The 25,249-nt window shown below is 71.9% G+C and carries 20 protein-coding genes; 10 read left to right on the top strand and 10 right to left on the bottom strand.

Annotated features, from left to right (window positions below):
- Positions 1–199: 199 nt before the first annotated feature.
- The 5 genes from P696_RS0119465 to P696_RS0119445 form a co-directional block, all read right to left on the bottom strand.
- Positions 200–667, bottom strand: coding sequence for an enediyne antibiotic chromoprotein (locus P696_RS0119465; RefSeq protein WP_051467889.1), 468 nt, complete (start codon positions 665–667; stop codon positions 200–202).
- 234 nt (positions 668–901) lie between these two features.
- A complete protein-coding gene (locus P696_RS58805; RefSeq protein ID WP_281174964.1) occupies positions 902–1,027 on the bottom strand; it encodes a hypothetical protein in 126 nt (41 codons plus the stop codon).
- Positions 1,028–1,085: 58 nt separating this feature from the next.
- Positions 1,086–2,060 carry a hypothetical protein gene (locus P696_RS0119455; protein WP_026413629.1) on the bottom strand — a complete coding sequence of 325 codons (975 nt, stop codon included), beginning with the start codon at positions 2,058–2,060 and terminating at the stop codon, positions 1,086–1,088.
- Positions 2,057–4,036 (bottom strand): ASPIC/UnbV domain-containing protein, encoded by a 1,980-nt coding sequence (locus P696_RS0119450; protein ID WP_084337791.1) that lies wholly within the window; start codon positions 4,034–4,036, stop codon positions 2,057–2,059. The genes P696_RS0119455 and P696_RS0119450 overlap by 4 nt, the downstream gene beginning before the upstream one ends.
- Positions 4,037–4,254: 218 nt before the next feature.
- Entirely contained in the window at positions 4,255–5,100 is an 846-nt protein-coding gene (locus P696_RS0119445; RefSeq protein ID WP_034485750.1) for an alpha/beta fold hydrolase, read from the bottom strand.
- Positions 5,101–5,327: 227 nt separating this feature from the next.
- On the opposite strand from P696_RS0119445, the gene P696_RS0119440 reads away from it, so the two are divergent.
- From P696_RS0119440 to P696_RS0119430, 3 genes are all read left to right on the top strand, one after another.
- Positions 5,328–6,635, top strand: coding sequence for an NAD(P)/FAD-dependent oxidoreductase (locus P696_RS0119440; protein ID WP_026413626.1), 1,308 nt, complete (start codon positions 5,328–5,330; stop codon positions 6,633–6,635).
- A 106-nt stretch (positions 6,636–6,741) separates the two neighbouring features.
- Complete coding sequence (locus tag P696_RS0119435; RefSeq protein WP_026413625.1) at positions 6,742–7,134, top strand: SgcJ/EcaC family oxidoreductase; 393 nt, start codon at positions 6,742–6,744, stop codon at positions 7,132–7,134.
- A 178-nt stretch (positions 7,135–7,312) separates the two neighbouring features.
- Complete coding sequence (locus P696_RS0119430) at positions 7,313–8,596, top strand: aminotransferase class V-fold PLP-dependent enzyme (protein ID WP_026413624.1); 1,284 nt, start codon at positions 7,313–7,315, stop codon at positions 8,594–8,596.
- Between the two features lie 144 nt (positions 8,597–8,740).
- Here P696_RS0119430 and P696_RS0119425 read toward each other — a convergent pair whose 3' ends face one another.
- The 3 genes from P696_RS0119425 to P696_RS0119415 form a co-directional block, all read right to left on the bottom strand.
- Complete coding sequence (locus P696_RS0119425) at positions 8,741–9,961, bottom strand: class I SAM-dependent methyltransferase (protein WP_026413623.1); 1,221 nt, start codon at positions 9,959–9,961, stop codon at positions 8,741–8,743.
- A gap of 39 nt (positions 9,962–10,000) precedes the next feature.
- On the bottom strand, positions 10,001–11,023 hold the full coding sequence (locus P696_RS0119420) for an alcohol dehydrogenase catalytic domain-containing protein (protein ID WP_026413622.1): 1,023 nt from the start codon (positions 11,021–11,023) through the stop codon (positions 10,001–10,003).
- A 318-nt stretch (positions 11,024–11,341) separates the two neighbouring features.
- Positions 11,342–12,721, bottom strand: a complete 1,380-nt coding sequence (locus P696_RS0119415; RefSeq protein ID WP_026413621.1) for an aminotransferase family protein — start codon at positions 12,719–12,721, stop codon at positions 11,342–11,344.
- 189 nt (positions 12,722–12,910) lie between these two features.
- Between P696_RS0119415 and P696_RS0119410 the strand changes: the two genes are divergently transcribed.
- Both P696_RS0119410 and P696_RS0119405 read left to right on the top strand, forming a co-directional pair.
- Entirely contained in the window at positions 12,911–14,092 is a 1,182-nt protein-coding gene (locus P696_RS0119410) for an acyl-CoA dehydrogenase family protein (protein WP_026413620.1), read from the top strand.
- A gap of 37 nt (positions 14,093–14,129) precedes the next feature.
- Complete coding sequence (locus tag P696_RS0119405) at positions 14,130–14,837, top strand: O-methyltransferase (protein ID WP_026413619.1); 708 nt, start codon at positions 14,130–14,132, stop codon at positions 14,835–14,837.
- Between the two features lie 206 nt (positions 14,838–15,043).
- Here P696_RS0119405 and P696_RS56975 read toward each other — a convergent pair whose 3' ends face one another.
- On the bottom strand, positions 15,044–15,292 hold the full coding sequence (locus tag P696_RS56975; RefSeq protein ID WP_026413618.1) for an acyl carrier protein: 249 nt from the start codon (positions 15,290–15,292) through the stop codon (positions 15,044–15,046).
- A gap of 190 nt (positions 15,293–15,482) precedes the next feature.
- Here P696_RS56975 and P696_RS46740 point away from each other — a divergent pair, with 190 nt between their 5' ends.
- The 3 genes from P696_RS46740 to P696_RS0119385 all read left to right on the top strand — a co-directional run bounded on the left by P696_RS46740 (position 15,483) and on the right by P696_RS0119385 (position 21,772).
- A complete protein-coding gene (locus tag P696_RS46740; protein WP_051467887.1) occupies positions 15,483–18,596 on the top strand; it encodes an AMP-binding protein in 3,114 nt (1,037 codons plus the stop codon).
- A gap of 74 nt (positions 18,597–18,670) precedes the next feature.
- A complete protein-coding gene (cmdF, locus tag P696_RS0119390; protein WP_211245799.1) occupies positions 18,671–20,269 on the top strand; it encodes a tyrosine 2,3-aminomutase in 1,599 nt (532 codons plus the stop codon).
- Between the two features lie 12 nt (positions 20,270–20,281).
- Positions 20,282–21,772 carry a tryptophan 7-halogenase gene (locus tag P696_RS0119385; RefSeq protein ID WP_026413616.1) on the top strand — a complete coding sequence of 497 codons (1,491 nt, stop codon included), beginning with the start codon at positions 20,282–20,284 and terminating at the stop codon, positions 21,770–21,772.
- Between the two features lie 208 nt (positions 21,773–21,980).
- Here P696_RS0119385 and P696_RS0119380 read toward each other — a convergent pair whose 3' ends face one another.
- Positions 21,981–23,534 carry a 4-hydroxyphenylacetate 3-hydroxylase family protein gene (locus P696_RS0119380; protein ID WP_026413615.1) on the bottom strand — a complete coding sequence of 518 codons (1,554 nt, stop codon included), beginning with the start codon at positions 23,532–23,534 and terminating at the stop codon, positions 21,981–21,983.
- 136 nt (positions 23,535–23,670) lie between these two features.
- Here P696_RS0119380 and P696_RS0119375 point away from each other — a divergent pair, with 136 nt between their 5' ends.
- Positions 23,671–24,693, top strand: a complete 1,023-nt coding sequence (locus P696_RS0119375; protein ID WP_084337787.1) for a sigma-70 family RNA polymerase sigma factor — start codon at positions 23,671–23,673, stop codon at positions 24,691–24,693.
- A complete protein-coding gene (locus P696_RS0119370; protein ID WP_026413613.1) occupies positions 24,690–25,229 on the top strand; it encodes a dihydrofolate reductase family protein in 540 nt (179 codons plus the stop codon). Before P696_RS0119375 ends, P696_RS0119370 begins: the two co-directional genes overlap by 4 nt.
- Positions 25,230–25,249 lie beyond the last annotated feature (20 nt).

The following is a 25,249-nucleotide window of genomic DNA, read 5'->3' as shown; positions in this document are numbered from 1 at the left end:
TTGAGAACCCGCTCCCGCCCCGAGCAGCGCCCCTCCGACCCTTCTGCCCCTTCTGAGTCTTCCGCCCCCTACGAGTCTTCCGCCCCCCTCCGGATGTCCTGTCCCTCCGATCCTCCGAACCCTCCCGCCTGAACACGCGTGCGGCCGGGCCGATGGTCGGCCCGGCCGCACGTCTTAGTCGGCTTTAGTCGTTACGGGGTCACGCGAAGGAGATCAACGCACCGGCGCCGGTGCCGCTGCTGGTGCCGGTGTCGGAGATGCCGATGAAGCACTGCACGACGCCGCAGTCGACATTGCCGTAGACGGTGCCTCCCACGGTGGCGGTGAAGGTCTTGTGGACGGTCACCGACGCGTTCGCGGAACCGTCGGCCGCGGACGTGGTGCTTCCAAGGGAGACGCACGCCGCCTCGTTCGCCGGCGTCAGCGTGCACTCGCCCAGGTTCTGGACGGAGTTGGGGGTGAGACCGGTCGCCGACACGGCGACGGACTGGCCGTCCGTCAGGCCCGTCGAAGGCGTGGCGGTCGCCGCGGGAGCCGCGGCCAGGGTCGTGGTCGCGCTCGCGGGAGCGCTCCCGTAAGCGGCCGCAAGACCGAGGGTCAGCGCGCCGACCAGGCCCAGCTTGGTGGCGATCCTCTTGCCGGCGGCGACTCGGTTCTGCTCGGACATGGGGTCCTCCTTCAACACGTGGGCGACGCCCTTGCGCGAAGCCTCGGTAGTTGAGACGGGCCCTGTCGGGGAAAGTCATCGAAACGGTCCAAAATATTTTCCGGGGACGGCCGCGACGGCCAGTCGAATTGCCGTACAAGCAGGGGAAACGCGCGCGAAGGTGGCCGGAGATCTCCGCAGAAACCTCCGGCCACCCTCGCGCGCGTGTGTGCCCGCGCGCGTATCGGCCGCCTGTCAGCCGGCCTGCTGGCGCACTGCCCGGAACGCCATCATGAGCGCGCCCAGGGCGAGCAGCGTCAGAACGGCGCGGCGCCGCCGCCTGGTCCTCTTGGGGCCGACCGCTTCAGCGTCAGAAGCCATGTCCGGTTTCCTTTCCTTGGCGAACGACCGCGTCGGGCCGCTCTTTGTGAATGGTTTTTCAGGCCCCGGACGGGGCGGCTTGGGCACTGGTCTCGGCGGCGGCCCTGCGGTTGCGCATCAGGTGCGCGACCCACCAGCCGAGGCCGCGGATCCCGCACACGATGGTGGTCGCGTAGAACAGCGTGTAGACCACGTTCCCGACCATCAGCAGGGCGTAGACCAGGGCGATCGAGCTGCCGAACATGAACTGGGCGCGGCCCTTGGACGGCGTGGTCCCGGGGTCGGTCACCATGTAGTTCGTGTAGAGCACGAACGCCACTCCGCTCATCGCGCCGAAGGCGGTGAAAAGCGCCACGTCCCAGATCCAGTGCCGGATGAGGGCCTGGATCGCGAAACCGCCGACCCAGCCCATGATGAGCAGGACCCGCTTGGTCAGGACGGCGTTGATGACGGTTCCCGCCATGAGGATGAGCATCGGCACGGTGATGCGGAAGAAGCTGTTGGCGTATTCGGTGAACTGGTAGGGCGGCGCGATGCTGACCCAGGTCCCGAACACGAGCAGGGTCACCGTGATGCCGAAGTTCGAGGGGTTCATGAAGTGCCGCCAGCGGCCGTTGACCGGCGCCTTGAGAAAGTGCTTCTGCGAGACGGCCACGATGACCCCGAACATGATGGGCCACCATTGGTTGTTCGCGTAGAGCAGCATGTTGACGGCCAGCGCGGTGATGTGCGACGGGAGCATGAACTCCATGAACCCGCGCGGTCCCCGCCCGCGGAAGCGCGGCGTGGTGCGGTGCGCCCAGGCGCTGACGATCTCGAAGACGATCTCCGTCGTGTAGCCGGTGGCGAGGGCCAGGAACGGCCACAGCCAGGGCTGCTCGAACCCGAGCACGGTGTACCCGAGGATGTTGAAGACCGACAGGGAGATCGCGAAGTTGCGCAGCGCCAGGTAACGGACGTCCGGCGCCTTCTTGGCGGGTTTCGCGGGGTCCGCCGGGACCGGCGCGTTGACTTGCTCGACGACTGTGGTCATTGGCCCGCCGCCTCCGTTGCGGTGCTGGTCAGGATGAGGTCGTGGTCCCCCGGCGTGAGCTGGAGGTCCTGCTTGTGGAGCTGGCCCTGCGTGTCGGACCACTGGACGGTGGCGGCCACGGGGCCGCTGTAGGAGCCGAGGCCGAAGTGGAGCCCGAAGCCGCGCTTGCCGCTGTGGCCACCGCCCCCGTCCAGCTGCTGGATCTGGGTGTGGCCGTCCGGCAGGCGGATCTGCACGGTCGCGCCGTAGGCCGGGACGCCGGGACCGGCGAGGCCGGTGCCGGGCTTGCCGCCGCCGTCCGCCGGACGGTAGAGCCGCAGGCTCAGGTGCTTGCCGAGGCCGGGCGAGTTGTTGGCGTAGAAGTTGGGGGCGCCCCACTGCCGGGCGATGGCGAAGTCCAGGGTGCCGGTGCCGCGCGTGTCGCCGATGGCGATGCCGCGCGAGGGGACCGGCTCGTCCAGGCCGAGCTCCTTGCTGAGGTTCGCGTAGCGGTCGCCGTTCTTCTTCCGGCCGTAGAACGCGATCGGCTGGCTGCCGTCGATGTCGTCACCCGGCTGCATGTGCGGCCACATGGCGGGGTTGGTGTAGATCATGTCGTTGGTCATGGCCATCTCCTGCAGCCACGGCCAGCGGTTGATCTTCCCCTTGACGAACCCCTCGGCCTGGACGATGTCCTGGCGGCCGCTGTTCAGGAAGTCGCCGGTCTTGACGTCCCAGCCCCAGCCGCGGAAGGCGATGCCGAGCTGGTGGGCCTCCTGCTCGAACGGCGCCTTGCCGTCGTCCATCTGTTTGGCCATGTCGGCGGTGTTCTTCGCCTTGTTCATGAAGGCGAAGTTGCTCTCCTCCAGGCCCCACGCGACGGTGATGTTGCTGACCAGGATGTCGAACCGGCCCTTGTTCTCCAGGTCGGTGAAGTCCACGCCCATGCCCTTGAAGGAGTCGTGGCCGAGGACGAACGACTTGGGCGTGGTGGAGTGGCGCTCACCGGTCGCCTCGGTGAAGCGGATCCGGTCGGCCGTGGACCGGTTGTAGAACAGGTGGTCCTTGCCGAAGTCGTTGGCGACGTAGGCCTCCGGCTTGCCGTCGCCGGTGAGGTCGGCGCTGGACATGGCCAGCGTCCAGCCGCTGCCGGAGTGGAACGGCACCGCGGCGCCGTCCTCGGTGTACCGGACGGTCGGCTGCGCCCCCGAGGACGCCCCGACCCACCGCAGCGCGTGCGTCCCGCCGGCGTTCCTGGCGTCGGACATCGAGGAGTTCATGACCACGTTCGGCTGCCCGTTCGGGTCCAGGACGTCGGAGTCCGGGAAGTAGTTCGCGAGCAGGATGTCCGGGTGCCCGGTGCCGCGCAGGTCCGCGATGTTCACGGCGTTGGTGTTCCAGCGCGGCCCGTGGTAGCGGCCGTCGTTGGCCGTCTGCGGGACGACCTCGACCGGCTGGTAGGCGGAGGCCGAGAGCGCCGTCGCCGTGGGCTTGGCGAGGAACGCGACCGGCGTGCGACCCCAGTAGTAGACGAGCAGGTCCATGCGCCCGTCACTGTTGAGGTCGCCCGGCACGCAGCCCATCGGCGCCATCTGCGCGTCCATGGGCAGCGGCGCCGCGTTCAGCGTGAACGGCGTGAACCTGTCGGACGCCGGGGCGGTCGGCGCGTAGGTGACCACGACCTGGTCGGACCGCGGGTCGACGATGCACAGCCCGTCGTCCCGGCCCTTGCCGGTCAGGTCGTTGAGCGCGATCCCCGCGCCGACCGAGGAGATCCACGAGCGGATGTGGTGGTACTTCGGATTGACCTTCCGCACGGTCTGCGTGGGCTGGTAGCCCGGCGGCATGGCGATCGGCATCTCGGTGAACCGGTAGCGGTCGGCGAGTTGCGTCCCCGAGGCCTCCGGGATTCTGGCGACGAAGAACATCACCAGGATCAGCGCGAGCGCCGCGACTCCCGGGATCGATCTTCTCTGCCAACTGGTGGAGGATGGCATGATCTCCGCTTCCCTGTGAGCTGGGTGGAACCCGTATCTGACGGCCGGAACCCGACCGGTGAAAACCGTCGTTCCGCCATGCCGGACCCGCGTTTCGAAACGTCGTCCGCCGGCATGTCCGCAGTTGTTCGGCAATCATTGTTGAAACTAGACAGGTGTTATGCCTCGGACTACTCCGATTGTGCGGAGGGGCGGCGGGGCGCCCCTTTCCCGCGCGATCAGGAGTTCGGGCGCAGCACGCGGTCCAGCGTCTCGGCGAACTCGTGGGGGTGGGTCACGTAGCCCAGGTGGCCGCCGGGGAAGTCGACGACCTCCAGGCCGAGCCGTTCGGCGAGGGCGAGGTTGGGCCGGTAGTTCACGTCGTCGCGGGACGCGGTCCCGCCCGCGAGGACGAGCCGGTCGGCGGCGGCCTTCAGCGCGTCCACGTCCAGCTCGTGGTTGGTGAACACGCGCAGCTCGTGCTCGAACCAGAACACCTGGTTCACCCTGAGCCGCTCCAGCATCGCGGCGAGCCGCTCGGGCGGCAGCTCGGCGCCCTTCGGCGGCCGTGTCTCGCCGAGGCCCATCGTGTCCTTGAAGATCTCCTTCGCGGGGTCGACGCCCTCGGTGCGGTAGACGTCGTACAGCCGGTCGTAGAAGGCGGCCCACTCGTCCGCGTCGGGAAGCAGGGAGGTCAGCGGCGGCTCGTGGGTGACGAGCGTGCGGATCCGCTCGGGCGACGCGGCGAGCAGCGCGAGCGCCGTGACGCCTCCCGAGCAGGTGCCCAGCACGTGCGCGGGACCGACCGTGAGGTGGTCGAGGAGGGCCACGGCGTCCGCCACGTCGGTGTCGACCCGCCGCTCGTCCGGCACCGCCTCGTGCTGCGGGCTGCGGGAGAAGCCGCGCCGGTCGTAGGTGATGACGGTGTAGCGGTCGGCGAGGAGGTCGGCCATGAAGCCGAACGGGTCGGCGTCGCCGTTGCCCGTGGCGATGACGAGCAGCGCCGGTCCGCTGCCGCGGACCTCGTAGTAGAGGTGGGCGCCGGGGACGCCCAGGATTCCGTTCGCAGGTGTGTGCCCAGGCACGTGGTCACCCTTTCCGTCGGCTCCTGCCGCCGGAGGGGACGGCAGTCGGATGATGCGACAGTCCAGCCGCAGGGTAGGACGCCGAACGCGCCCGCACATCCTCCTGAATGCCGCGTCGGGCACCGCCGTCAAGCGCATTTCCGAAGATGGGGGAATGGTCGTCCCGATCAAATACTGAGGTCGGGCGGGACACATTGAGAACCGCCGCGGGAATCAGTGGAGGAAGAATGTCCGACCGCCAGGGCCTGCCGGCCAGCGTTGACGTGGTGGTCATCGGCGCAGGACCGGGAGGAGCCGCCACCGCCAGCCGGCTCGCCCAGCTCGGCCGATCCGTGCTGGTGCTGGAGAGCAGGCCGCTGCCTCGCTTCCACATCGGCGAATCTCTGCTCCCCCCGACGATGGCCCTGTTCGAGAGGATCGGCCTGCTCGACACCGTGCGTGCTCAGGGCTTCGTGCCCAAGTACGGTGCCGAGTTCAGCGGCCCCTCGGGCAGGTTCGGCCGGGTGCCCTTCGACCTGCAGGGCCCCGGACGACATCCCTCGGCGTTCCAGGTGGAACGCGCGCGGTTCGACAAGATGCTCGCCGACTTCGCCCAGGCCGCCGGGGCGACCGTGATCGAGGAGGCGACCGTCCACGACATCCTCCAGGAGGAGGGACGCGTCGTGGGCGTCCGCTACGAGCACGCGGGGGCGTCGCACACCGTCCGCGCGAGGCACGTGGTGGACGCGGGCGGACGGGCCAGCAAGATCGCCAAGACCTTCGGGCTCCGCAACCACGTGGACCGGCTGCGCATGGTCGCGGTGTTCCAGCACTTCGCGAACCTGGACGAGGGCAGGAACCCGGGTCACGAGGGCGACATCCAGATCGGCCGCCACAAGGACGGCTGGATCTGGGCCATCCCCATCCGCAAGGACGTCATCAGCGTCGGCTCGGTGATGCGGCGGGAGGTGCTGCTCGAGGGGGATCCCGCCAAACTCCTCGACGAGCACATCCGGCGCGTGCCGCGGATCGTCACCCGGATCGAGGGCACGCAGCCGGGTGAGGTGCACGTCGAGACCGACTACTGCTACTACGCCGACACGGTGACCGGCCCCGGCTGGTCCCTGGTCGGCGACGCGGCCTGCTTCTTCGACCCGATCTTCTCCGGCGGCGTCCTGCTCGCGACGACCACCGGGGTGCACGCGGCCGAGGCCGTCGACGGCATCCTCTCCGACCCCGCCCGGACCGAGGAGCTGCAGAAGGCGTACAGCGACTTCCTCAAGACCGGGTACGACACGTACTCGCGCGTCATCCACGCCTACTACGAGCACGGCTACAACATCCGGCCGTACCTGGAGTCGGTCGGCATGGACCGCGAGGAGCTGCGCTGGTACGACAACCCGTGGGTGGTGCGCCTGCTCAGCGGCGACTTCTGGAGCCGGAGCGAGATCAACGAGCTGATGCGCAAGGAGTCCCGCTGGGACACCTTCGCGCCCTTCGACCACGTCCTGAAGTGCCCCTTCTACGCCGAGCTCAACGCGGCCGAAGGGGTCTGACCGTCCGCGACCGTCCGTCCGTGACCGACCCGACCCGACCGTGCGCGCGGGACCCCGCGCGCACGAGCACACCGCTCCGAACCACCGCACGGAAGGCAGATCATCCATGTCGATCGACCTGATGAAAGTGCAGCAGGTGCCCAACCGCATCGTCGCCGCGTGGGCCAAGAACGACGCCGAGAGCTTCGCCAAGGTCTTCACCGAGGACGGGACCCTGATCCTGCCCGGCGGCGTGTTCCTCAAGGGCCGCGAGGAGATCCGGGCCCACATGGCCGAGCTGTACCAGGACACCTACAAGGGGACGACCGTCACCGGCACCCCGCAGATGATCAAGCCGCTGTCCGACACCGCGGTCGTCCTCATCACCACGGGCGGCGTGGTCGCCGCGGGCGCGAAGGAGCCGTCGGCGGACGAGGCGATCCGGGCCACCTGGCTGCTGGTCGAGAAGGACGGCCAGTGGCTCATCACCGCCTACCAGAACACCCCCCTCGGGGACTGACGCGAGGCGCCGGGGCCCCGCCCGTCCCCACCCCGGTGGGGACTGGTGCCCGGCCACGCGGAGGACCGGCCGTCGAAATCCCAGCGGCGGCCGGTCCTCCGCATCCCGGGCCCTCCCGCGCGCCCCGTCCCTCCGCCGTCCCCTTCTCCGTTCGCCCTCATCCCCTTGCGAGGACTCCGTGGCACAAGCAGCACCGGCCGCCGGACGCGGTTACGACGTGGAGCGGCTGCGGGCCGACTTCCCGAACCTGCGGCGGCGGGTCAACGGACGCACGCTGGTCTACCTCGACTCGGCGAACACCTCCCACACGCCCGACCAGGTGGTGGCGGCGATGGGGAGGCACCACCGGCGGCACACCTCCAACGTGGGCCGGTCGGTCAACACGCTCGGCCTCGAGGCGACCGCGGCCTACGAGGAGGCCCGCTCCCGGGTGGCCGCCTTCGCCGGCGGCGGCCCGTCCGGGGAGGTGGTGTTCGCGAAGAACTCCACCGAGGCGATCAACCTGGTCGCGCACGCCTTCGGGACGAGCGGCGCCGACGGGTTCGACGACCCGCGCCTGCGGCTGGGCCCGGGCGACGAGGTCCTGGTCACGGAGATGGAGCACCACTCCAACCTCGTCCCGTGGCAGCTGCTCACCCGGCGGACGGGCGCCACGCTGCGCTGGATCCCGCTCACCGAGGACGGCCGGCTCGACCTGTCGGACCTGGACCGGCTCCTCAACGAACGCACGAAGCTGGTGTCCTTCGTGCACGTGTCGAACATCCTCGGCACGGTGAACCCGGTCGAGCCGATCGTCCGCCGCGCCCGCGAGGTGGGCGCGCTGGTGATGCTGGACGCGTCCCAGTCCGTCCCGCACATGCCGGTCGACCTGGCCGCCCTGGGCGTGGACCTCGCCGCGTTCACCGGGCACAAGATGTGCGGGCCGACGGGGATCGGGGTGCTGTGGGGCCGCCGCGAGCTGCTGCGGGCCATGCCGCCCTTCCTCGGCGGCGGCTCGATGATCGACGCGGTGTCGATGACCGGGGCGACCTACGCCCCGCCGCCCGCCCGGTTCGAGGCCGGAACCCCGCCGATCGTGCAGGCCGTGGGCCTCGGGACCGCGGCGGACTACCTGAGCGCGGCCGGGATGGACGCCGTCCGCGACCACGGGCGGGACCTGACCGAGCGGGCCCTCGCCGGACTGTCGGAGATCCCGGGCCTGCGCCTGTTCGGACCGGCCGGCGCCGAAAGCCGGGGCGGGCTGGTCTCCTTCGCGCTCGACGGGATCGGCCACGACGACGCGGGCAAGGTGCTGGACGCCGAGGGCGTGCAGGTCCGGGTGGGACGGCACTGCGCCACGCCCGTCTGCACCCGGTACGGCGTCCCGTCGATGATCCGCGCCTCGTTCCACCTCTACACGACCGCCGAGGAGATCGACGCGCTGGTGGCCGCGGTGCGGAAGGTCCGCCACGTGCTCGGCTGACCCCGGCGCGGAGTCGCGACGGCCGACCGGCCACGACGACCCGACGACGACCCCGACAAAGACCCCGACGACACGGACTCGCGGCGGGCGCCCCTCCTCTTACGGGGCGCCCGCCGCGAGTCGTCGTCCGGGCGAGGCCGTCCGTCAGGTGACGGTGACCGTCGGGACGTAGCGGATCCACTTCCCGCCCGCACGCCGGAAGTCCTCCTCCTTCGCCATGATCTCCTCGGCGTGGTTCCAGGCGAACAGCAGCGCGTAGTCGGGGTAGGGCCGCGCGAAGTCCTCGGGCGGACGGACCGGCAGGTGCGAACCGGGCACCAGCCTGCCCTGCTTGTCCGGCGTGGAGTCGCACACGAACGGCACCAGGTCGGTGTCGATCCCGCACAGGTTGGTGACGGTGGTGGCCTTGCCGGGCGCGCCGTACCCGACCACCCGCTTGCCGTCGTCCCGCAGCTTCCGCAGCAACGTCGTCAGGTCGTCCCGGACGCGCCGGACGTTGTCCCCGAAGCGCCGCAGCGCCTCCGGCGAGGACAGTCCCCGGGCCCGCTCCTCCTCGATCAGGCGGCCCACGGCCGGACGGACCGGGCGTTCCCCGATCCGCGCGAGCGTGTAGCGGATCTCGCCGCCGTGCAGCGGGATGCGCTCGGCGTCGACCAGGTCGAGGCCGAACCTGCGGGCCATCTCCCGCACCGAGGTCACGCTGAAGTAGAAGACGTGCTCGTCGTAGATCTGGTCGAACGCGCCCTGTTCCAGGACCGTGCCGAGGTAGGGCTCCTCGAACACGAACACCCCGCCGGGCCCGAGCAGCCCGTCCACGCCCCGCAGGACCGAGTCGATGTGGGCGATGTGGCAGATCGTGTTCGCGCCGAACACGACCCGGGCGGGACCGTGCTCGGCGCGGATCTCCGCCGCCGTCGTCTCGTCGAAGAAGTCCTCGCGGACGCTGACGCCCTTGGCCCTGGCCTCCTCCGCCACGTTCGCCGACGGCTCGACGCCGAGGTGCCGCACGCCCGCGTCCGCCACGGTCGAGAGCATGACGCCGTCGTTGCAGCCGATCTCGACGATGAACGCGTCGGGGCCGGTGAGCTCGTCCCGCAGGAACCGGCGGGCGTTCCCCTCGAAGTGCCTGCGGTGTCCCGCCGATCCGGAGGCCCGGTACCGGTACCCCTCGTGGTAGCGGACGGTCTGCGGCACCTCCTCCAGCAGCTGCACCATCGAGCACCGCTCGCAGGCGCCCGCGGCGAGCCGGAAGAAGAACTCCCCGTCCACCTCGGAGGGGAGGAGGAAGGCGTTCGCCGACGGCTGCCGTCCCAGGTCGATGAACTCCCTGACCGCGCCCCCGCACACCCTGCACTTACCGTTCATGATCCGCTCCTCTCGGCCGTCGCTGGGTCACGCCGGCCGTCAGTAGGTCACGACGGCGCGGAAGCGCGCCTCGCCCTTGGCCACGCGGTCGAAGGCGTCGGCGACGTTCGCGTGGCCGTACGCCTCGACGCGCGGGGTGACCTTCCCGGACGCGACGATCTCCAGGGCCTCGCGCAGGGCGTCCGGGCCCTCGTGGGTGGCGCCGAGCACCCGCTGCCCGCGGGCGAAGAAGGGCCTGGCCATGTCGGGGGCGAGGGTGAACGGCGACATTCCGTCGATCCCGGCGAGGACGATCCGCCCGCCGGTCCGCAGGCCGCGCATCGCGTCCGAGGCGGCGGTGTAGGACGGCCCGGTCACCAGGATGACGTCGGCGCCGCCCGCGGCCTCCAGCCCCTCGCCGTCCGCGACGACCGTCGCGGCCCCGAGCTCCTTGGCGGCCTTGTGCTTGTCGGGCGAACGGGTGATGGCGATGGTCTCGTGGCCCGCCGCCGCGGCGTACTGGAGCGCCATGTGGCCGAGGCCGCCGATGCCGAGCACCGCGACCCGCTCGTACGGCCGGGCCTCGGCCTTGCGCAGCGCGCCCCACGCGGTGTTGCCCGCGCAGAGGACGGGCGCGGCCAGCTCGTAGTCCAGCCCGGACGGCAGGAGCACGGTCCCCGAGGCCGCCGCCACCACGTACTCGGCCTGGCCGCCCGGCACGGTGATGCCGGTCATCCGCGGCATCGCGCACTCGAAGGCCGCCTGGCCGGACAGCGGCAGGTTCCGCGCGCAGTAGTCGCAGCGCCCGCAGGAGCCCTGCATCCAGGGCACGCCCACGCGGTCGCCCTCCTGCCGCGAGGTGACCCCCGCGCCGACGCCGACGACCTCGCCCGCCGCCTCGTGCCCCAGGACGGCGGGGGAGAACGGCGGGAACGGGATGATGCCCCGCGTGGTGAGGACGTCGTTGAAACAGATGCCCGAGGCGCGTACCCGGACCAGCACCTCGCCGGGCCCGGGCTCCGGCGTGGGCACCTCCTGGATCCGCCACGCGGCGTTGACCTCGGGAATGACGGCTGCCTTCATACGATCGACCACCTTGCTCGACTCGACGTTCTTCGACTCGACATGGACGGCTGGACGGAACGCCGGCGGGGACGGACCGGCGGGCGAGCGAAGCCCGTGACGGGCGGGACGGGAGTGTGCCGTCCGTCACGGGCGCGGAAGGGCGCTGAACAGCGCGGGGGAGACGCTCGACCAGGCGGGGGGGGACGCCCGCCCGGGGGGACGCCCGCCCGGGGGGACGCCCGCCCGGGGGGACGCCCGCCCGGGGGGACGCCCGCCCGGGGGCGTTCGCCCGGGGACGTTCGCCCGGGCGGGGGACGCCGCCCGGGCGCGGGGGCGTCAGCGCGGGGCGATCCGGCCGGACTCGACGTCCAGGCGGCCCAGCACGTCGACGATCGCGGAGGTCGTCCGCTCGGCCTCGGCGCGCTCGAACACCAGCGGCGGGGAGAGCACCAGCGTCGGCCCGTAGTTGCGGGTGATGACGCCGTGCGTCTCGTAGAGCTCGTCGGCCACGGCGAGGGCGAGCGTGTCGGTGAGCGGCTCGCGCGTCTCCTTGTTCGCCACCAGCTCGATCCCGGCCATCGCGCCCTCGACCCGGATGTCGCCGACCGGGGCCAGCGCGGCGGCCGGGGCGAGCCCGGCGCGGAACCACTCGGAGATCGCCATCGACCGGGCCAGCAGGCCCTCCTTCTCGATGATCTCGAGGTTGGCCAGCGCCACGGCCGCCGCGACCGGGTGCCCGGAGTAGGTGTGGCCGTGGAAGAAGTCGCGCTCGCCGCCCGCCACGGACGCGGCGATCTCGTCGCGCATGAGCACCGCGCCCATGGGGAGGTAGCCGCTGGTCAGGCCCTTGGCGGTGGTGATGATGTCGGCGTCCATGCCGCGCGGCGCGGAGTCGAACCAGCTGCCGATCCGGCCGTAGCCGGTGATGACCTCGTCGGCGATGAGCAGGATGCCGTGCGAGCGCAGCAACTCCCGCACCCGCGGCCAGTAGTCGGCCGGGGGCGCGATCACGCCGCCGCCGCCGAGCACCGGCTCGCCGATCATCGCGGCGATGTTCCCGGCGCCGAGCCGCTCGATGGTCTCCGACAGCTCGTTGATCAGGAACTCGGTGGTGTCCTGGCCGCCGTACATCTCCGGGCGGTACGGGTAGGGCGGCATGACCTTCTCGACGTGCGGAAGGTTCGGGCCGACGGCGACCTGCATGTTGGGGATGCCGGTCGCGGTGCCGCTGCCGTAGGTCGTGCCGTGGTAGCCGTAGTGCCGGGCGATGATCCAGTTGCGGTCGGGCTCGCCGCGGTGGTGGTGGTAGAGCCGGGCCAGCTTCATCGCCGTGTCGACGGCCTCCGAGCCGCTGCAGGTGAAGAAGACCCGCTCCATCGTCGCGGGCGCGAGCCCCACCAGCTTCTCGGCGAGCAGGGCGCCCTTGTCGGTGCCGTACTCGAAGAAGCTGGTGAAGTGGGCCAGCTCGGACAGCTGCCGGGACGCCGCGTCCGCCAGCTCCCGGCGGCCGTGGCCCACCTGGGCCACCCAGATGCCGCCGCCGAGGGCGTCCAGGAACTCGCGGCCCGACGCGTCCCAGACCGTGCTGCCCTCGCCGCGCACCATGACGCGGCGTTCGCTGCGGTGCCCGCGTTCGTGCGGGTGGAGGACATGACGCCGGTCCAGGTCTTCGAGCATGGCGGCCGAGCGTGTCGAGGGGGTCGAGGAGATCGTCACGTTCACTCCCGTCTCGGTGGGTTCCCCGAAACGATCGCATTCGCCCGTGGCGCGGACTTCTTCCAGCGTGCGCGGCCCTCGGCACGTGCGGCGTGGTGCCCGTGAGCATTCGGGAAGATGCCGGGCCCCGGCCCGCGGTGGGAGCGTCGGGCAGGTGAGGGTCCTGATCGGCTTCCGGAGGTGGACGCGATGGTGACGACCGACGTTCCGACGCACGAGGAACTGGTGGAGCGCGCGGCGCGCGCGGCGAAGGCCGCCCGCGACCACGTGGCGTGGTCCGAGCAGAACCGGCGGCTCGCCGACGAGCAGATCGAGGCGCTCGCCGACGCGGGCCTGTTCAGGCTGCGCACGCCGGTCCGTTACGGCGGCTACGAGGCCGACACCCGGACCCTGGTGCGGGTGGCGGCCGAGCTCGGCGCCGTGGACGGGTCGCTGGCCTGGACGACGCAGGTGTACTGGATCCCGACCTGGATGGCCGGCCTGTTCCCCGACGAGGTGCAGGACGAGGTGTTCTCGACGCCGGACGTCCGCGTCTGCGGGACGCTCAGCCCGTCCGGCATGGCGACCGAGGCGGACGGCGGCATCGTCGTCAACGGCAAGTGGGGCTTCATCACCGGCGCGCACCACGCGCACTGGCAGGAGATCATCGCGGTGGTGCTGAGCGCCGACAAGGAGCCGCAGCCGGTCATGGCCCTGGTCCCGATGTCGGACCTGACGGTCGTCGACGACTGGGACACCTCCGGCCTGCGCGGCACCGGCAGCATCAGCACGGTGGCGACGGACCTGTTCGTCCCGGCCGCCCGGGTGCTGCCGCTCGGCGCGGCCCTCAACGGCCAGGCCGTCTCGAAGGTCAGCGCCGAGCGTCCGATGTACCGCGCGCCGCTGGTGCCGGTGGCGTCGGCGTCGTCGGTGGGCGTCACCGTCGGGCTCGCCCGCGCCGCCCGTGACGTCTTCTACGACCGGCTGCCCAACCGGAAGATCACCTACACCGGGTACGACCGGCAGGAGGAGGCCCCGATCACCCACCTTCAGGCCGCGCAGGCCGCCCAGCTGGCGGACGAGGCGGAGTTCCACGCCGAGCGGCTCGCCGCGCTCGTCGACGGCAAGGCCGCCGAGGGCGAGGAGTGGTCGGTCGCCGACCGCGTGCTCGCGCGCGGCGAGCTGGGCGCCGCCTGCCGCCGCAGCCGGGAGGCCGTGGAGGTCTACGCCCGCGCGAGCGGCGGCTCCTCGATCTACCGGGACGTCCCGATCGCCCGGATCCTCGCCGACGTCCAGTCGGTGAACCTGCACGCGCTGATGAACCCCGACACCAACGCCGAGCTCTACGGCCGGATCCTCGCCGGTCAGGAGCCCGACTCGCTCTACATCTGACGGGCGAGAGGGAGACGACGAGCGAGAGGGAGACACCGTGAACGGCAGCACGCCACCCCCCACGGTCAAGCACGTCCCGGTGAGCGAGGCGATGGGCGCCTACCTCGTGCGGTCGTGCAGCCCGGCCGACCCCGTACTGGTCGATCTGGCCGAGCGGACGGCCGGGCTCGGCGCCGAGGCGGGCATGATGGTCCCGCTCGAGCAGGCCGCCCTGCTCACCCTGCTCGCCCGGACCGTCGGCGCCCGGACCGTCGTGGACGTCGGGACCTTCACCGGCCTGTCGGCGCTGGCGTTCGCCCGCGGCCTCGAGCCGGGCGGCACCGTCATCACCTGCGACGTGTCCGACGCCCACCTCGCCCTGGCGCGCGAGCACTGGGAGAAGGCGGGCGTGGCGGACCGCGTCGACTTCCGCCTCGGCGCGGCCGGGCGGACGCTGGCCGCCCTGCCCTCCGACCCGGCCCTCTCCGGAGGGGGCGCCGACATCGTCTTCATCGACGCCGACAAGATGAACTATCCCAACTACCTCCCCCTGGCCGTGCCGCTGCTGCGGCCGGGGGGCCTGCTGATCGCCGACAACGTCCTGCTCGACGGCTACGTCCTGGACCCGGACCTGGCGGGCGACGCCCTCATGCGCGCCAGCGCCCGCCAGGTACGCGACTTCAACGCGGCGCTCGCGGCGGACGAACGGCTCGACACGGTGATGCTCCCCATCGCCGACGGACTGACCATCGCGCGCAGGCGCTGACCCTATAGACGGCTGACCGTCATGGACGGCTGACCGCACGGACAGGCGCCCGCGCCGACCACCGGTCGCGCGCGGGCGCCCACCCCAGAGACACGGGCGGTCCGGATCCCCACCGCCAGCTCGGCACCGGCAAGACACCGGTACCCGGGATCCGGACCGCCCGTTTTTTCACGTCCAGGCTGTCTCCGCCACCTGGGACGCCCCGGTCAGGGACGCCGCTCGGTGGCCATCACCTCGCGGGCCAGCATGGCGACGTCGCAGTCGCGGAACAGGACGCCGATGTCCACCGCCACCCCGAACTCGTCCTCGATCCGGGCGATGATGCGGGCCGCGGAGATCGACTGCCCGTGCAGTTCGAAGAACGTGGCGTCCTCCTCGCCCTCTCCCGCGTTCAGCACGCCGGCCCAGATCTCCCTGACCCGATCCTCGATCTCCTGCGGACTCCAGTCGGCCATCATTCGGCTCCTCCGATTCCGGGGCCTGTTCGTCGGCGTCCATCGTCTGGTCCGGGGGAATGCGCGCGCATCCTGGTGATTGCGTTCCGGTGCCGCCACCACCCCGGTCACCTGCGGAATCGCCGCGCAATTCACGAGAAGCACCCGCGTTCGGTGCCGTGTGAGGATTCGAGCGTCGAAGGAGGTGTGAATGGCCGCATCGAATATTCCGGCGCCGCGGCGACCGGCCATTTCCCTCGCCCAGGAGGGGATCTGGTTCCTGGACCGGATCGGCCGCGACGCGTCCGCGCTGGTCTCGCGGCGGGGTTTCCGGGTGACCGGCGACCTCGACGCGGGCGGGCTGCGCGAGGCGTGGCGGCTCGTCCTCTCCCGGCACGAGATCCTCCGGACGCGCGTCGCGCCGGAGGAAGGCGTCCCGGCCGCGCGCGCCGTTCCAGACCTCGGCGACGGCCCGATCGACCTGTCCACCGGCCCGGTGGCCGCCCTCACCGTCACGCGGACCGGGGCACGCGACCACCGCGTCGAGCTGGCCGTCCATCGCGCCGTCGCCGACCGCGCCTCCCTGGCCCTGCTGACCGACGAGCTGTCCGAGACCTTCGGACGGTCCGCCGGAGGCGAGCGGAACGCGGCGAACGCGGCGAACGCGGCGCGGCCGTTCGCCGACTACCTCGACTGGGAACGCGACGCGCGGGACGCGTCGTGGTGGCGGGACGCCCGCCGGTACTGGAGCGGCGTGCTCACCGTGCCGCCGCCCGCGCCGCCCTTCGACCGCGACCCCGATCCGTCCCGGCCGCCGTCCTCCCTGGACTTCGACTGGGGCCCCGCGACCGCTGCCCGGGTCGCCTCGCTCGCCCGCGCGTGCGGGACGACGCCCGAGGTCGTGCTCCTCGCGGCGTTCCAGACCCTGCTGCACCGCTATGGCGGCGGCGTCGTCCCGGTGACCGTGCCGATGGACGCGCGTCCGGCGGGATTCGAGCGCACGGTCGGGCCGCTGGAGAACCCGGTGGTGGTGTGCGGCCGTCCCGAGGACGAGCCGACCTTCGCCGCGCTGGCCGCCGCGGTCGCCCGGTCCCTCGCCGAGGCCCGCGACCACCGCTTCCTGCCCTTCACCGAGGTCGTCCGGACGGTCGGCGGGGACCGCGACCGCGTCCCGTGGAGCGACGCCACGTTCGTCCCCCCGGCCCCGGAGGCGCGGCTCGTCCTCCCCGGGGCGCGGGTCGAGGCCGACCCGGTGGCCGACGCCGAGCTCTCCGACCTGTGCCTGAGGCTGGACGACCTGGACGCGTCGGTCCGGGGACGGCTGGGCTTCCGCGCGCACCCGGCCCACCCCGCGCCCACGGCGATCCTCGGCCACCTGCGGACCCTGCTGGACGCGGCGGCCGAACACCCGGGCGCCCCGCTCACCGACCTGCCCCTGGAGGACCGCGAGCGGATCGAGACCGGTCGGCGGGCGGGCGACGTCCACGACACGGACGCCCCGCACGAGCCCGTGCACGCGCTGCTCGGCAAGCACTCCGACGGCGACGCGATGACCTGGCCGGACGGACGGCTCACCTATCGCGACCTGCTCGCGGACGCCTCGGCGCTCGCCGTCCGGCTGCGGGACGCCGGAGCCGACGGAGCCCCCGTGGCCGTCCGGATGGCGCACGGTCCCGCGCAGCTCACCGCGTCCGTGGCCGCCCACCTCGCGGGCGCGCACGTGGTCTGGTTCGGATCTGGGGACGCGGGGGAGCGGGGCCGGTCGGTGCTCGCCGAGCTGAAACCGGCGTGCCTGGTCACCGGGACCCCCGACGGGGACTTGGAACGCTGGTACGCCGACAACCTCGGCGGCACGCTCATCGACCCCGGACACGACGGCCCCGGACACGACACCCCCGGCGACGAGGCCGCCCAGGCGTCGCCGCCCGCCCGGCCCCTGCCGGACCCGCCGCTCGACCTGGACCGGATCGCGTACGTCGCGTACACCTCCGGATCGACCGGCAAGCCCAAGGGCATCGCGCAGACCCATGGCGCGCTCGCCCAGTTCGCCGCCTGGATGAACGGCGCGTGGGGCATCGGACGCCGCTCACGCGTGGCCCTGTGGGTCACCCCCGAGCACGACCCGAGCCTGTGCGAGGTCTTCGCGACCCTCGTGGCGGGCGGCACCCTGTGCGTGGTCCCCGACCGGATCAGGCTGAACCCCGAGGCGTTGCTCGACTGGCTGGCGGACGAGGGCGTCACCTTCCTCCAGACCGTCCCCAGCTTCGCCGCCGAACTGCTGCGGGCGGCGCGGGACCGCGAGGACGGCTGGCCCCGGACGCTGGACCGCGTCGTCCTGATGGGCGAGGCGCTGTCCGGGGCGCTGGTGAACGACCTGCGCGAGGCCGCGCCCCACGCGCGGATCTTCAACGCCTACGGCCCGACCGAGACCATCGCGGCCACCTGGTACGAGGTCACCGGGCCGGTCCCGGCGACCGTCCCGGTCGGCCGTCCCATCCCCGGCCGCCGGATCCTGGTCCTCGACGGGCGGGGGCGTCCGTGCCCCGCCGGGGTCACCGGCGAGATCGTGATCCTCAGCCCGTACTCGGCCGGGGGATACGTCGGCGGCGACGACGCGAGCGCCTTCCGCCCGCTCCCGGGCCCGGACGGCGCGACCCCCTGCTACCGGACCGGCGACCTCGGCCGGTGGCGCTGGGACGGCGTGCTGGAGTTCCGCGGACGCCGCGACCACCAGGTGAAGGTCGGCGGCAACCGGGTCGAACTCGCCGACGTCGAGACCGAGCTGGCCGCGCACCCGTCGGTGCGCGAGTGCGCGGTCGTCCCCGTGACCGGCGACCACGGCCTGGTCACCCACCTGCTGGCCCACGTCGTTCCGGTGGACGCCACCGCGACCGACCCCGACACGTGGCGCGCGCACCTCCACCGGAGGTTCGGGGCCTCGATGCGGCTGATCGCCTTCCACCCCCTGGAGGCGGGCCTGCCGCGGAACATCGCGGGGAAGGTGGACCGCCTCCGCCTGCCGGACCCGGCCCGGGTGCTCGCCCGCCGGGGCCGCCCGCCGCGGACGGGCACCGAGCGCGAGCTGGCGGCGATCTGGCAGGACCTGCTGGGCGCCGCGCCCGCCACCGTCGAGGAGAGCTTCCTCGCCTCCGGCGGCCACTCGCTGCTCCTCCCCGTGCTCGCCGAGCGGATCCGTGACCGGCTCGGCGTGCCGGTCACCCTGCGGGACTGCCTGTCGCACCCCTCGCTCGCCGGGATGGCGGCTCTCTGCCGAGCCGGATCCGGCCACATCTCCCTACGGACGAGTGACCGGGCGAACGAGTGACCCGGGCGAAGTGACCCGAGCGAAGTGACCCGAACCACGAGTGACCCGAACAAACGAGTGAGAGGTTGAGCCGGTTGGACACCACAGCGACCGTCATCTTCGACGGCGACAGCTTGAGCATCCCGGACGTTCGGTCCGTGGCCGAGGACCGGACGCGGTGCGCGGTGGCCCCCGCCGCCCTGGAACGTGCCGCCAAGAGCCGCGCCCAGTTCGAGGACATGGTCAACGCCGGGACCCCCGTCTACGGGGTCACCACCGGCTACGGCGAGATGATCTACATGCTCGTCGACCCGTCGAACGAGGTCGAGCTGCAGACCAACCTGGTCCGCAGCCACAGCGCGGGCGTCGGGCCGCTGTTCGCCGAGGACGAGGCCAGGGCGATCGTCTCCGCCCGGCTGAACGCCCTGGCCAAGGGCCACTCGGCGGTGCGGCCGGAGCTCATCGAGCGGCTCGCCCTGTACCTGAACCTGGGCATCGTCCCGGCCATCCCCGAGCAGGGCTCCCTCGGCGCCAGCGGCGACCTCGCGCCGCTGTCCCACATCGCCACCACCGTCATCGGCGAGGGCTACGTCCTCCGCGACGGCGGCAAGGTCGCGACCGGGACCGTCCTGCGGGAGCACGGCATCGAGCCGATGCAGCTGCGGTTCAAGGAGGGCCTGGCGCTCATCAACGGCACGTCCGGCATGACGGGTCTCGGCGCCCTGGTCGTCGGGCGGGCGCTGGAGCAGGTCCGGCAGGCCGAGATCGCCACCGCCCTGGTCGTGGAGGCGCTGCGCGGCTCCATGAGCCCCTTCCAGCCGGAGGGGCACGACATCGCCCGCCCGCACCCGGGGCAGATCGACACCGCCGCGAACCTGCGGACGCTGATGTCCGACAGCGGGCTGACGGTGGAGCACTCCGAGCTGCGCACCCAGGTGCAGGCGACCAAGCAGGCGGGGACGAGCGTCCAGCGCACCGACGTCTACATGCAGAAGGCGTACTCGATGCGGGCCATCCCGCAGGTGCTCGGCGCGGTCCGCGACACCCTCTACCACGCCAAGAAGAAGGTCGAGATCGAGCTGAACTCGGCCAACGACAACCCGCTCTTCTTCGAGGGCATGGAGATCTTCCACGGGGCCAACTTCCACGGCCAGCCCGTCGCGTTCGCCATGGACTTCGCGACGATCGCCCTCACCCAGCTCGGCGTGCTGTCCGAGCGCCGCACCAACCGCATGCTGAACCGGCACCTCAGCTACGGGCTGCCCGAGTTCCTGGTCACCGGCGACCCCGGCCTGAACAGCGGGTTCGCGGGCGCCCAGTACCCGGCGACCGCGCTGGTGGCCGAGAACCGGACGATCGGCCCGGCCAGCACGCAGAGCATCCCGTCCAACGGCGACAACCAGGACATCGTCAGCATGGGCCTGATCGCCGCGCGGAACGCCCGCCGCGTGCTGAAGAACAACGAGACCATCCTCGCCGTGGAGCTGCTCGCCGCCGCGCAGGCGGTCGACATCTCCGGCCGCAAGGATGGGCTCGGCGCGGCGAGCCGCGCGGCCTACGAGCTGATCCGGGCCGCGGTGCCGACGCTCGACCACGACCGGTTCATGGCCGACGAGATCGAGGTGGTGTCCGGCATGGTCGCGCGCGGGGACTTCCTGACCGCCGTCGCGGACACCGGCGCCGTCCTGAGCTGAGGGAGGTCACGCATGACCGATGTCAACGAGTTCGACAGCGCCTACGACGTGGTCGTCGTCGGCGGCGGCCCGTGCGGGTCGACCGTCTCGACCCTCGTCGCCAAGCAGGGCCACCGCGTGCTGCTGCTGGAGCGCGAGCGCTTCCCCCGCTACCAGATCGGCGAGTCGCTGCTGCCGGCGACCGTCCACGGAGTCTGCCGCCTGCTGGGGGTGAGCGAGGAGCTGGAGAGGGCGGCGTTCATGGTCAAACGCGGTGGCACCTTCCGCTGGGGCAGCAATCCGGAGCCGTGGACGTTCGCCTTCTCCTCCTCGCCCCAGTTCGCCGGGCCGTCGTCCACCGCCTACCAGGTGGAGCGGATGCGGTTCGACAAGATCCTGCTCGACAACGCCCGCGCGAACGGCGTGGACGTCCGGGAGGAGTCGCCGGTCTCCGACGTCGTCGAGGACGCCGACGGCCGCGTGACCGGCGTGGTCTGGCAGGACGCCGAGGGCACGCGGCACCGCACGTCCGCCCGCATCGTCGTGGACGCCTCGGGCAACGGCAGCCGCATCCACACCCGGACCGGCGGCAGCCGCAAGTACTCGGAGTTCTTCCGCAACGTGGCGCTCTTCGGGTACTTCCGCGGCGGTAAGCGCCTGCCCGCGCCCAACCGGGGCAACATCCTGGCCGTCGCCTTCTCCGCCGGGTGGTTCTGGTACATCCCGCTCACCGACGAGCTGACCAGCGTCGGCGTGGTGCTGATGCCCGAGGCCCTGGACAAGGTGCGCGGCGACCGCGAGGCGGCGCTGCTGAGCCTCATCCAGGAGTGCCCGATGATCGCCGAGTTCCTCGCCGACGCCGAGCGCGTCACCGAGGGCCCGTACGGCCAGGTCCGGGTCCGCAAGGACTACTCCTACATCCAGGACGCCTTCCACAAGCCGGGCCTCGTCCTCGCCGGGGACGCGGCGTGCTTCATCGACCCGGTGTTCTCCTCGGGCGTCCACCTGGCCACGTACTCGGGGCTGCTGGCCGCCCGGTCGATCAACACGACGCTGTCGGGGGACGTTCCCGAGCAGCTCTGCTTCGAGGAGTTCGAGGCGCGGTACCGGCAGGAGTACAGCCGGTTCCACGACTTCCTCGTCGCCTTCTACGACATGCACCAGGACGAGCAGTCCTACTTCTGGCGGGCCAAGAAGGTCACCGACGGCCTCGGCACGGAGCTGGAGTCCTTCGTGGAGCTGGTCGGCGGCGGCTCGTCCCACGAGGGCGCGCTGGTCGGCGACCGGGCCGCGGCCCTCCAGGAGCTGGCGGACTTCGTGCACCGGCCGGTGGCCGAGTCCGGCGAGGACCGCGACCTGCTGAAGACCTCGCTCGCCCGCTCGGTGTCCCGGGAGGGCGTCCGCATCCAGGTCCAGGCGGAGCTCGGCGAGAACGCCGACGAGTACGTCCCCGTGCGCGAGGGCGGCCTGGTCCCCTCGGCCGACGGGATGCACTGGTCCTACCCGGCCCCCCGCCCCTCCTGACCCACCACGCGAGGCCGCACGTCCCCCGACGTGCGGCCTCGCCGTGCTGCCTGGGCGGCGTTCGTTCCGAGCGGCCGATCGTCCCGCCGGGCGCCGGTCGTCCCGGCCGCCGATGTGCTCTCGCGCCGTTCCGCCTGCGTGCGCAAGAGTGTCGCCCGGGTGCCTGGAGCTTGGCTCCGGGCGCCCGGGCGACGGCGCGACGCGGGGGTCAGAGGCCGTGCGGCCGGGGGAGGTGCTCCAGGTCGGGGACGGTCCAGCCGTCCAGGTCGTACTCGGCGAGGCACTGGTCGACGAGGTCCTTGTAGGACGCGAGCTGCCCGTCGAGGGTCTGGCCCGCGAGCAGTTCCACCCGGGTGTTCTCGTGGTTGCCCGCGTAGTTGCGCTCGTAGAGCTCGTGGCGTCCGCCGAACTCGGTGCCGACCGCGTCCCACAGCAGCTTCATCAGCTTGACGCGCTCGACGGAGTCCGCGCCGCCCGAGCCGCGCAGGTACCGGTCGAGGTACGGGCGGATCGCGGGGCTGGAGAAGTCGGCGGCGCTGGAGTTGACGAAGATCAGGCCGCTGGCCACGTCCTGCAGCACGATCTCGCGGATCCGCGGGTAGCCGATCTGCATGAACCAGCGGTAGGCCATGCCGTAGTCCGGGTTGGGCAGGACGGCCCCGTTCACCCACGGGACGGGGTTGCGGGCGGCGGCGTCCGACAGCCCCCAGAACAGGTTCCGCCAGGCGAGGACCTCGCCGAGCCGGGTCTGGACGCCGCGGAAGTCGGCGGTGCCGGTCAGTTCCAGCGCCTTGGCCAGCAGCCCGGCGATGAACTCCAGCTTGACCGCGAGGCGGGTGCAGCCGTGGAAGGTGAACCGCTCGACGAAGCCCGACCGGCCCGTGAAGGTCTGCGCCTTCCCGAGGTCGCCGTAGATGAACACGTTCTCCCAGGGGATGAGCACCTTGTCCAGGACGAGGATGGAGTCGTTCTCGTCCATCCTGGACGACAGCGGGTAGTCGAAGGGGCTGCCCGTGGCGGCGGCGGTCGCGGTGTAGGAGGGGCGGCAGATGAGCTTCACCCCGGGCGCGCCGGTCGGGATGGTGGCGACCAGGGCGAACTCCCGGCGCTTGACCGGGACGCCGTAGTGCGCGACGAAGGTGTGGTGGGTCAGCGCCGAGCCGGTCGCCACGACCTTGGCCCCGCTCACCACCAGGCCCGCGTCGGTCTCGCGCTCCACGTGGACGTAGACGTCGTTGACCTCGTCCGGCGGCCTGCTCCGGTCGACGGGCGGGTGCACGATCGCGTGGTTCCAGTACAGGACGCGTTCCTGGGCCCGCCGGTACCAGGCGCGGGCGTTGTCGGCGTACTCCCCGTAGAAGTCGGCGTTGGCCCCGAGGGTGCCGAGGAACGAGCCCTTGTAGTCGGGGCCGCGGCCCATCCACCCGTAGCTCATCCGTGCCCAGTGGGCGATGGCGGCCTGGTCGGCGACGAGGTCCTCGGCGCTGTGCGGGGTGGTGAAGAACCGGTGGGTGTAGCCCTCGCCGTCCTCGGTCGGGACGGTCAGCACCGGGCGGGACGCCTCGTCGTGCAGCGAGTCGTAGAGCCGCGCCGTCATGGCCACCGGGTTGCGGAAGGCGGGGTGGACGGTGACGTCCTTGATCCGCTCGCCGTCCAGGTAGACCTCGCGGTCGTCGCGCAGGCTCTCGGTGTACTCGGCCCCGGTGTAGGGCCTCTTCTCGTGCCTGTTCTCATGCCTGGTGTCGGGCGTGGCGTCGGGCATCGTCGGCGGTCCTCTTTCGCTCGGGTGGGCAAGGACGCGGGTGAGACGCGGGTGAACCGGACACGGCCAGAATTCAGCATGTCGTGATATCTGGACATCTCGCCAAGTGCTGAGCTTTTCGATGACAATCGTCGCTATGAGTGAAGATCAGTCCCTCGCCGTCGACGAGTCCGCGTTCACGGATCTGGCTGAGAAGCACCGTCGCGAGCTCCAGGTCCACTGCTACCGGATGCTCGGTTCCATCGAGGACTCCGAGGACCTGGTCCAGGAGACCTTCCTGCGCGCCTGGAAGAAGCGCGACACCTTCCAGGGACGGTCGACCTTCCGCGCCTGGCTCTACCGCATCGCCACCAACGCCTGCCTGGACTTCCTCTCCGCCAACCCGCGCCGTCCGGCCCCGCGCAGGATCGGCGGGACGAGCCGCCTCGACCTTCCCGACGAGATCCCCTGGCTCCAGCCCATCCCGGGCCACCTGCTGGAGCCCCTGACGGAGGGCTCCGCCGAGCCGGACGCCGTCGTCGTCGCCAAGGAGACCATCGAGCTGGCGTTCATCGCCGCCATCCAGTACCTGCCGCCCAAGCAGCGCTCGGTGCTGCTCCTGCGCGACGTGCTGGGATATCCCGCCAAGGAGACCTCCGAGATCCTCGGCACCAGCGTCATCTCGGTGAACAGCGCGCTCCAGCGGGCCCGCGCCACGCTGAAGCAGCGGCTGCCCCCGCGCCGCGCCGAGTGGCAGGCCGGGGAGGACCCGAGCGCCGCCGAGCGCCGCCTCGTCAAGCGCTACATCGACGTCATGGAGCGCGGCGACCTGAGCACGGTGGCGGCGGCCATGGCCGAGCTGATGTCGGAGGACATCCGGGTGTCCATGCCGCCGATCCCGCTGTTCTACGCCGACCGCCGGGAGTTCTACCTGGGCGTCAGCGGCTACCTCGACCCGGCCTCGCCGCTCTACGCCGGGCAGTGGCGCAGCGTGCCGACCCGCGCCAACCTCCAGCCCGCCGTCGCGCACTACGTCCGTCCACCGGGCGCCGCGGCGTTCGAGGCGCAGGTCCTGGACGTGCTGCGGGTCGAGGACGGCGTGATCGTGGAGATCACCGCGTTCGACCCCGCGCTGTTCCCGCGCTTCGGGCTGCCGACCGTCCTGCGGGAGGAGGCGTGAGGCGGGTCGTGCTGGCGATGGCCGTGTCGGTCGACGGCTTCGTCGCCGCCGAGGACGGCGCGCTCGACTGGATGTTCCCGTTCCTGGACGAGGAGGTGGAGCGATGGATCATCGACTACGTGTCGACGACCGACGTCCATCTCATCGGGCGGGTCAACTACCAGGAACAGGAGCGGTACTGGCCGACCGCGCCGGACGCCCAGGCGCCGCTGCTCAACCGGGTCGAGAAGGTCGTGTTCTCCTCGACCCTCACCGAGGCGGGCTGGGCCAACTCGCGGATCGCCGAGCACGACGTCCGGACCGAGATCGAGCGGCTGAAGGCCCTGCCGGGCCGGGACATCCTGGTCCCCGGCGGCGCGCGGTTCGCCCGCCACGTCGCCGAGCAGGGCCTGGTCGACCTCTACCGCCTGATGGTCTACCCGGTCGCGCTCGGCTCCGGGATCCCGCTGTTCACCTCGCGCGTCCCGCTGAGGCTCGTGTCCGCCAGGAGCTTCGCCTCCGGCGCCGTCTCCCTCATGTACGAACCGGGCGGCTGACCCCGCCGCGAGAGGGGCGG

Source organism: Actinomadura oligospora ATCC 43269 (assembly GCF_000518265.1).
GTDB lineage: Bacteria > Actinomycetota > Actinomycetes > Streptosporangiales > Streptosporangiaceae > Spirillospora > Spirillospora oligospora.
Note: the sequence above shows the minus strand (reverse complement) of the source record. Positions and strands in the feature narration are given on the sequence as shown.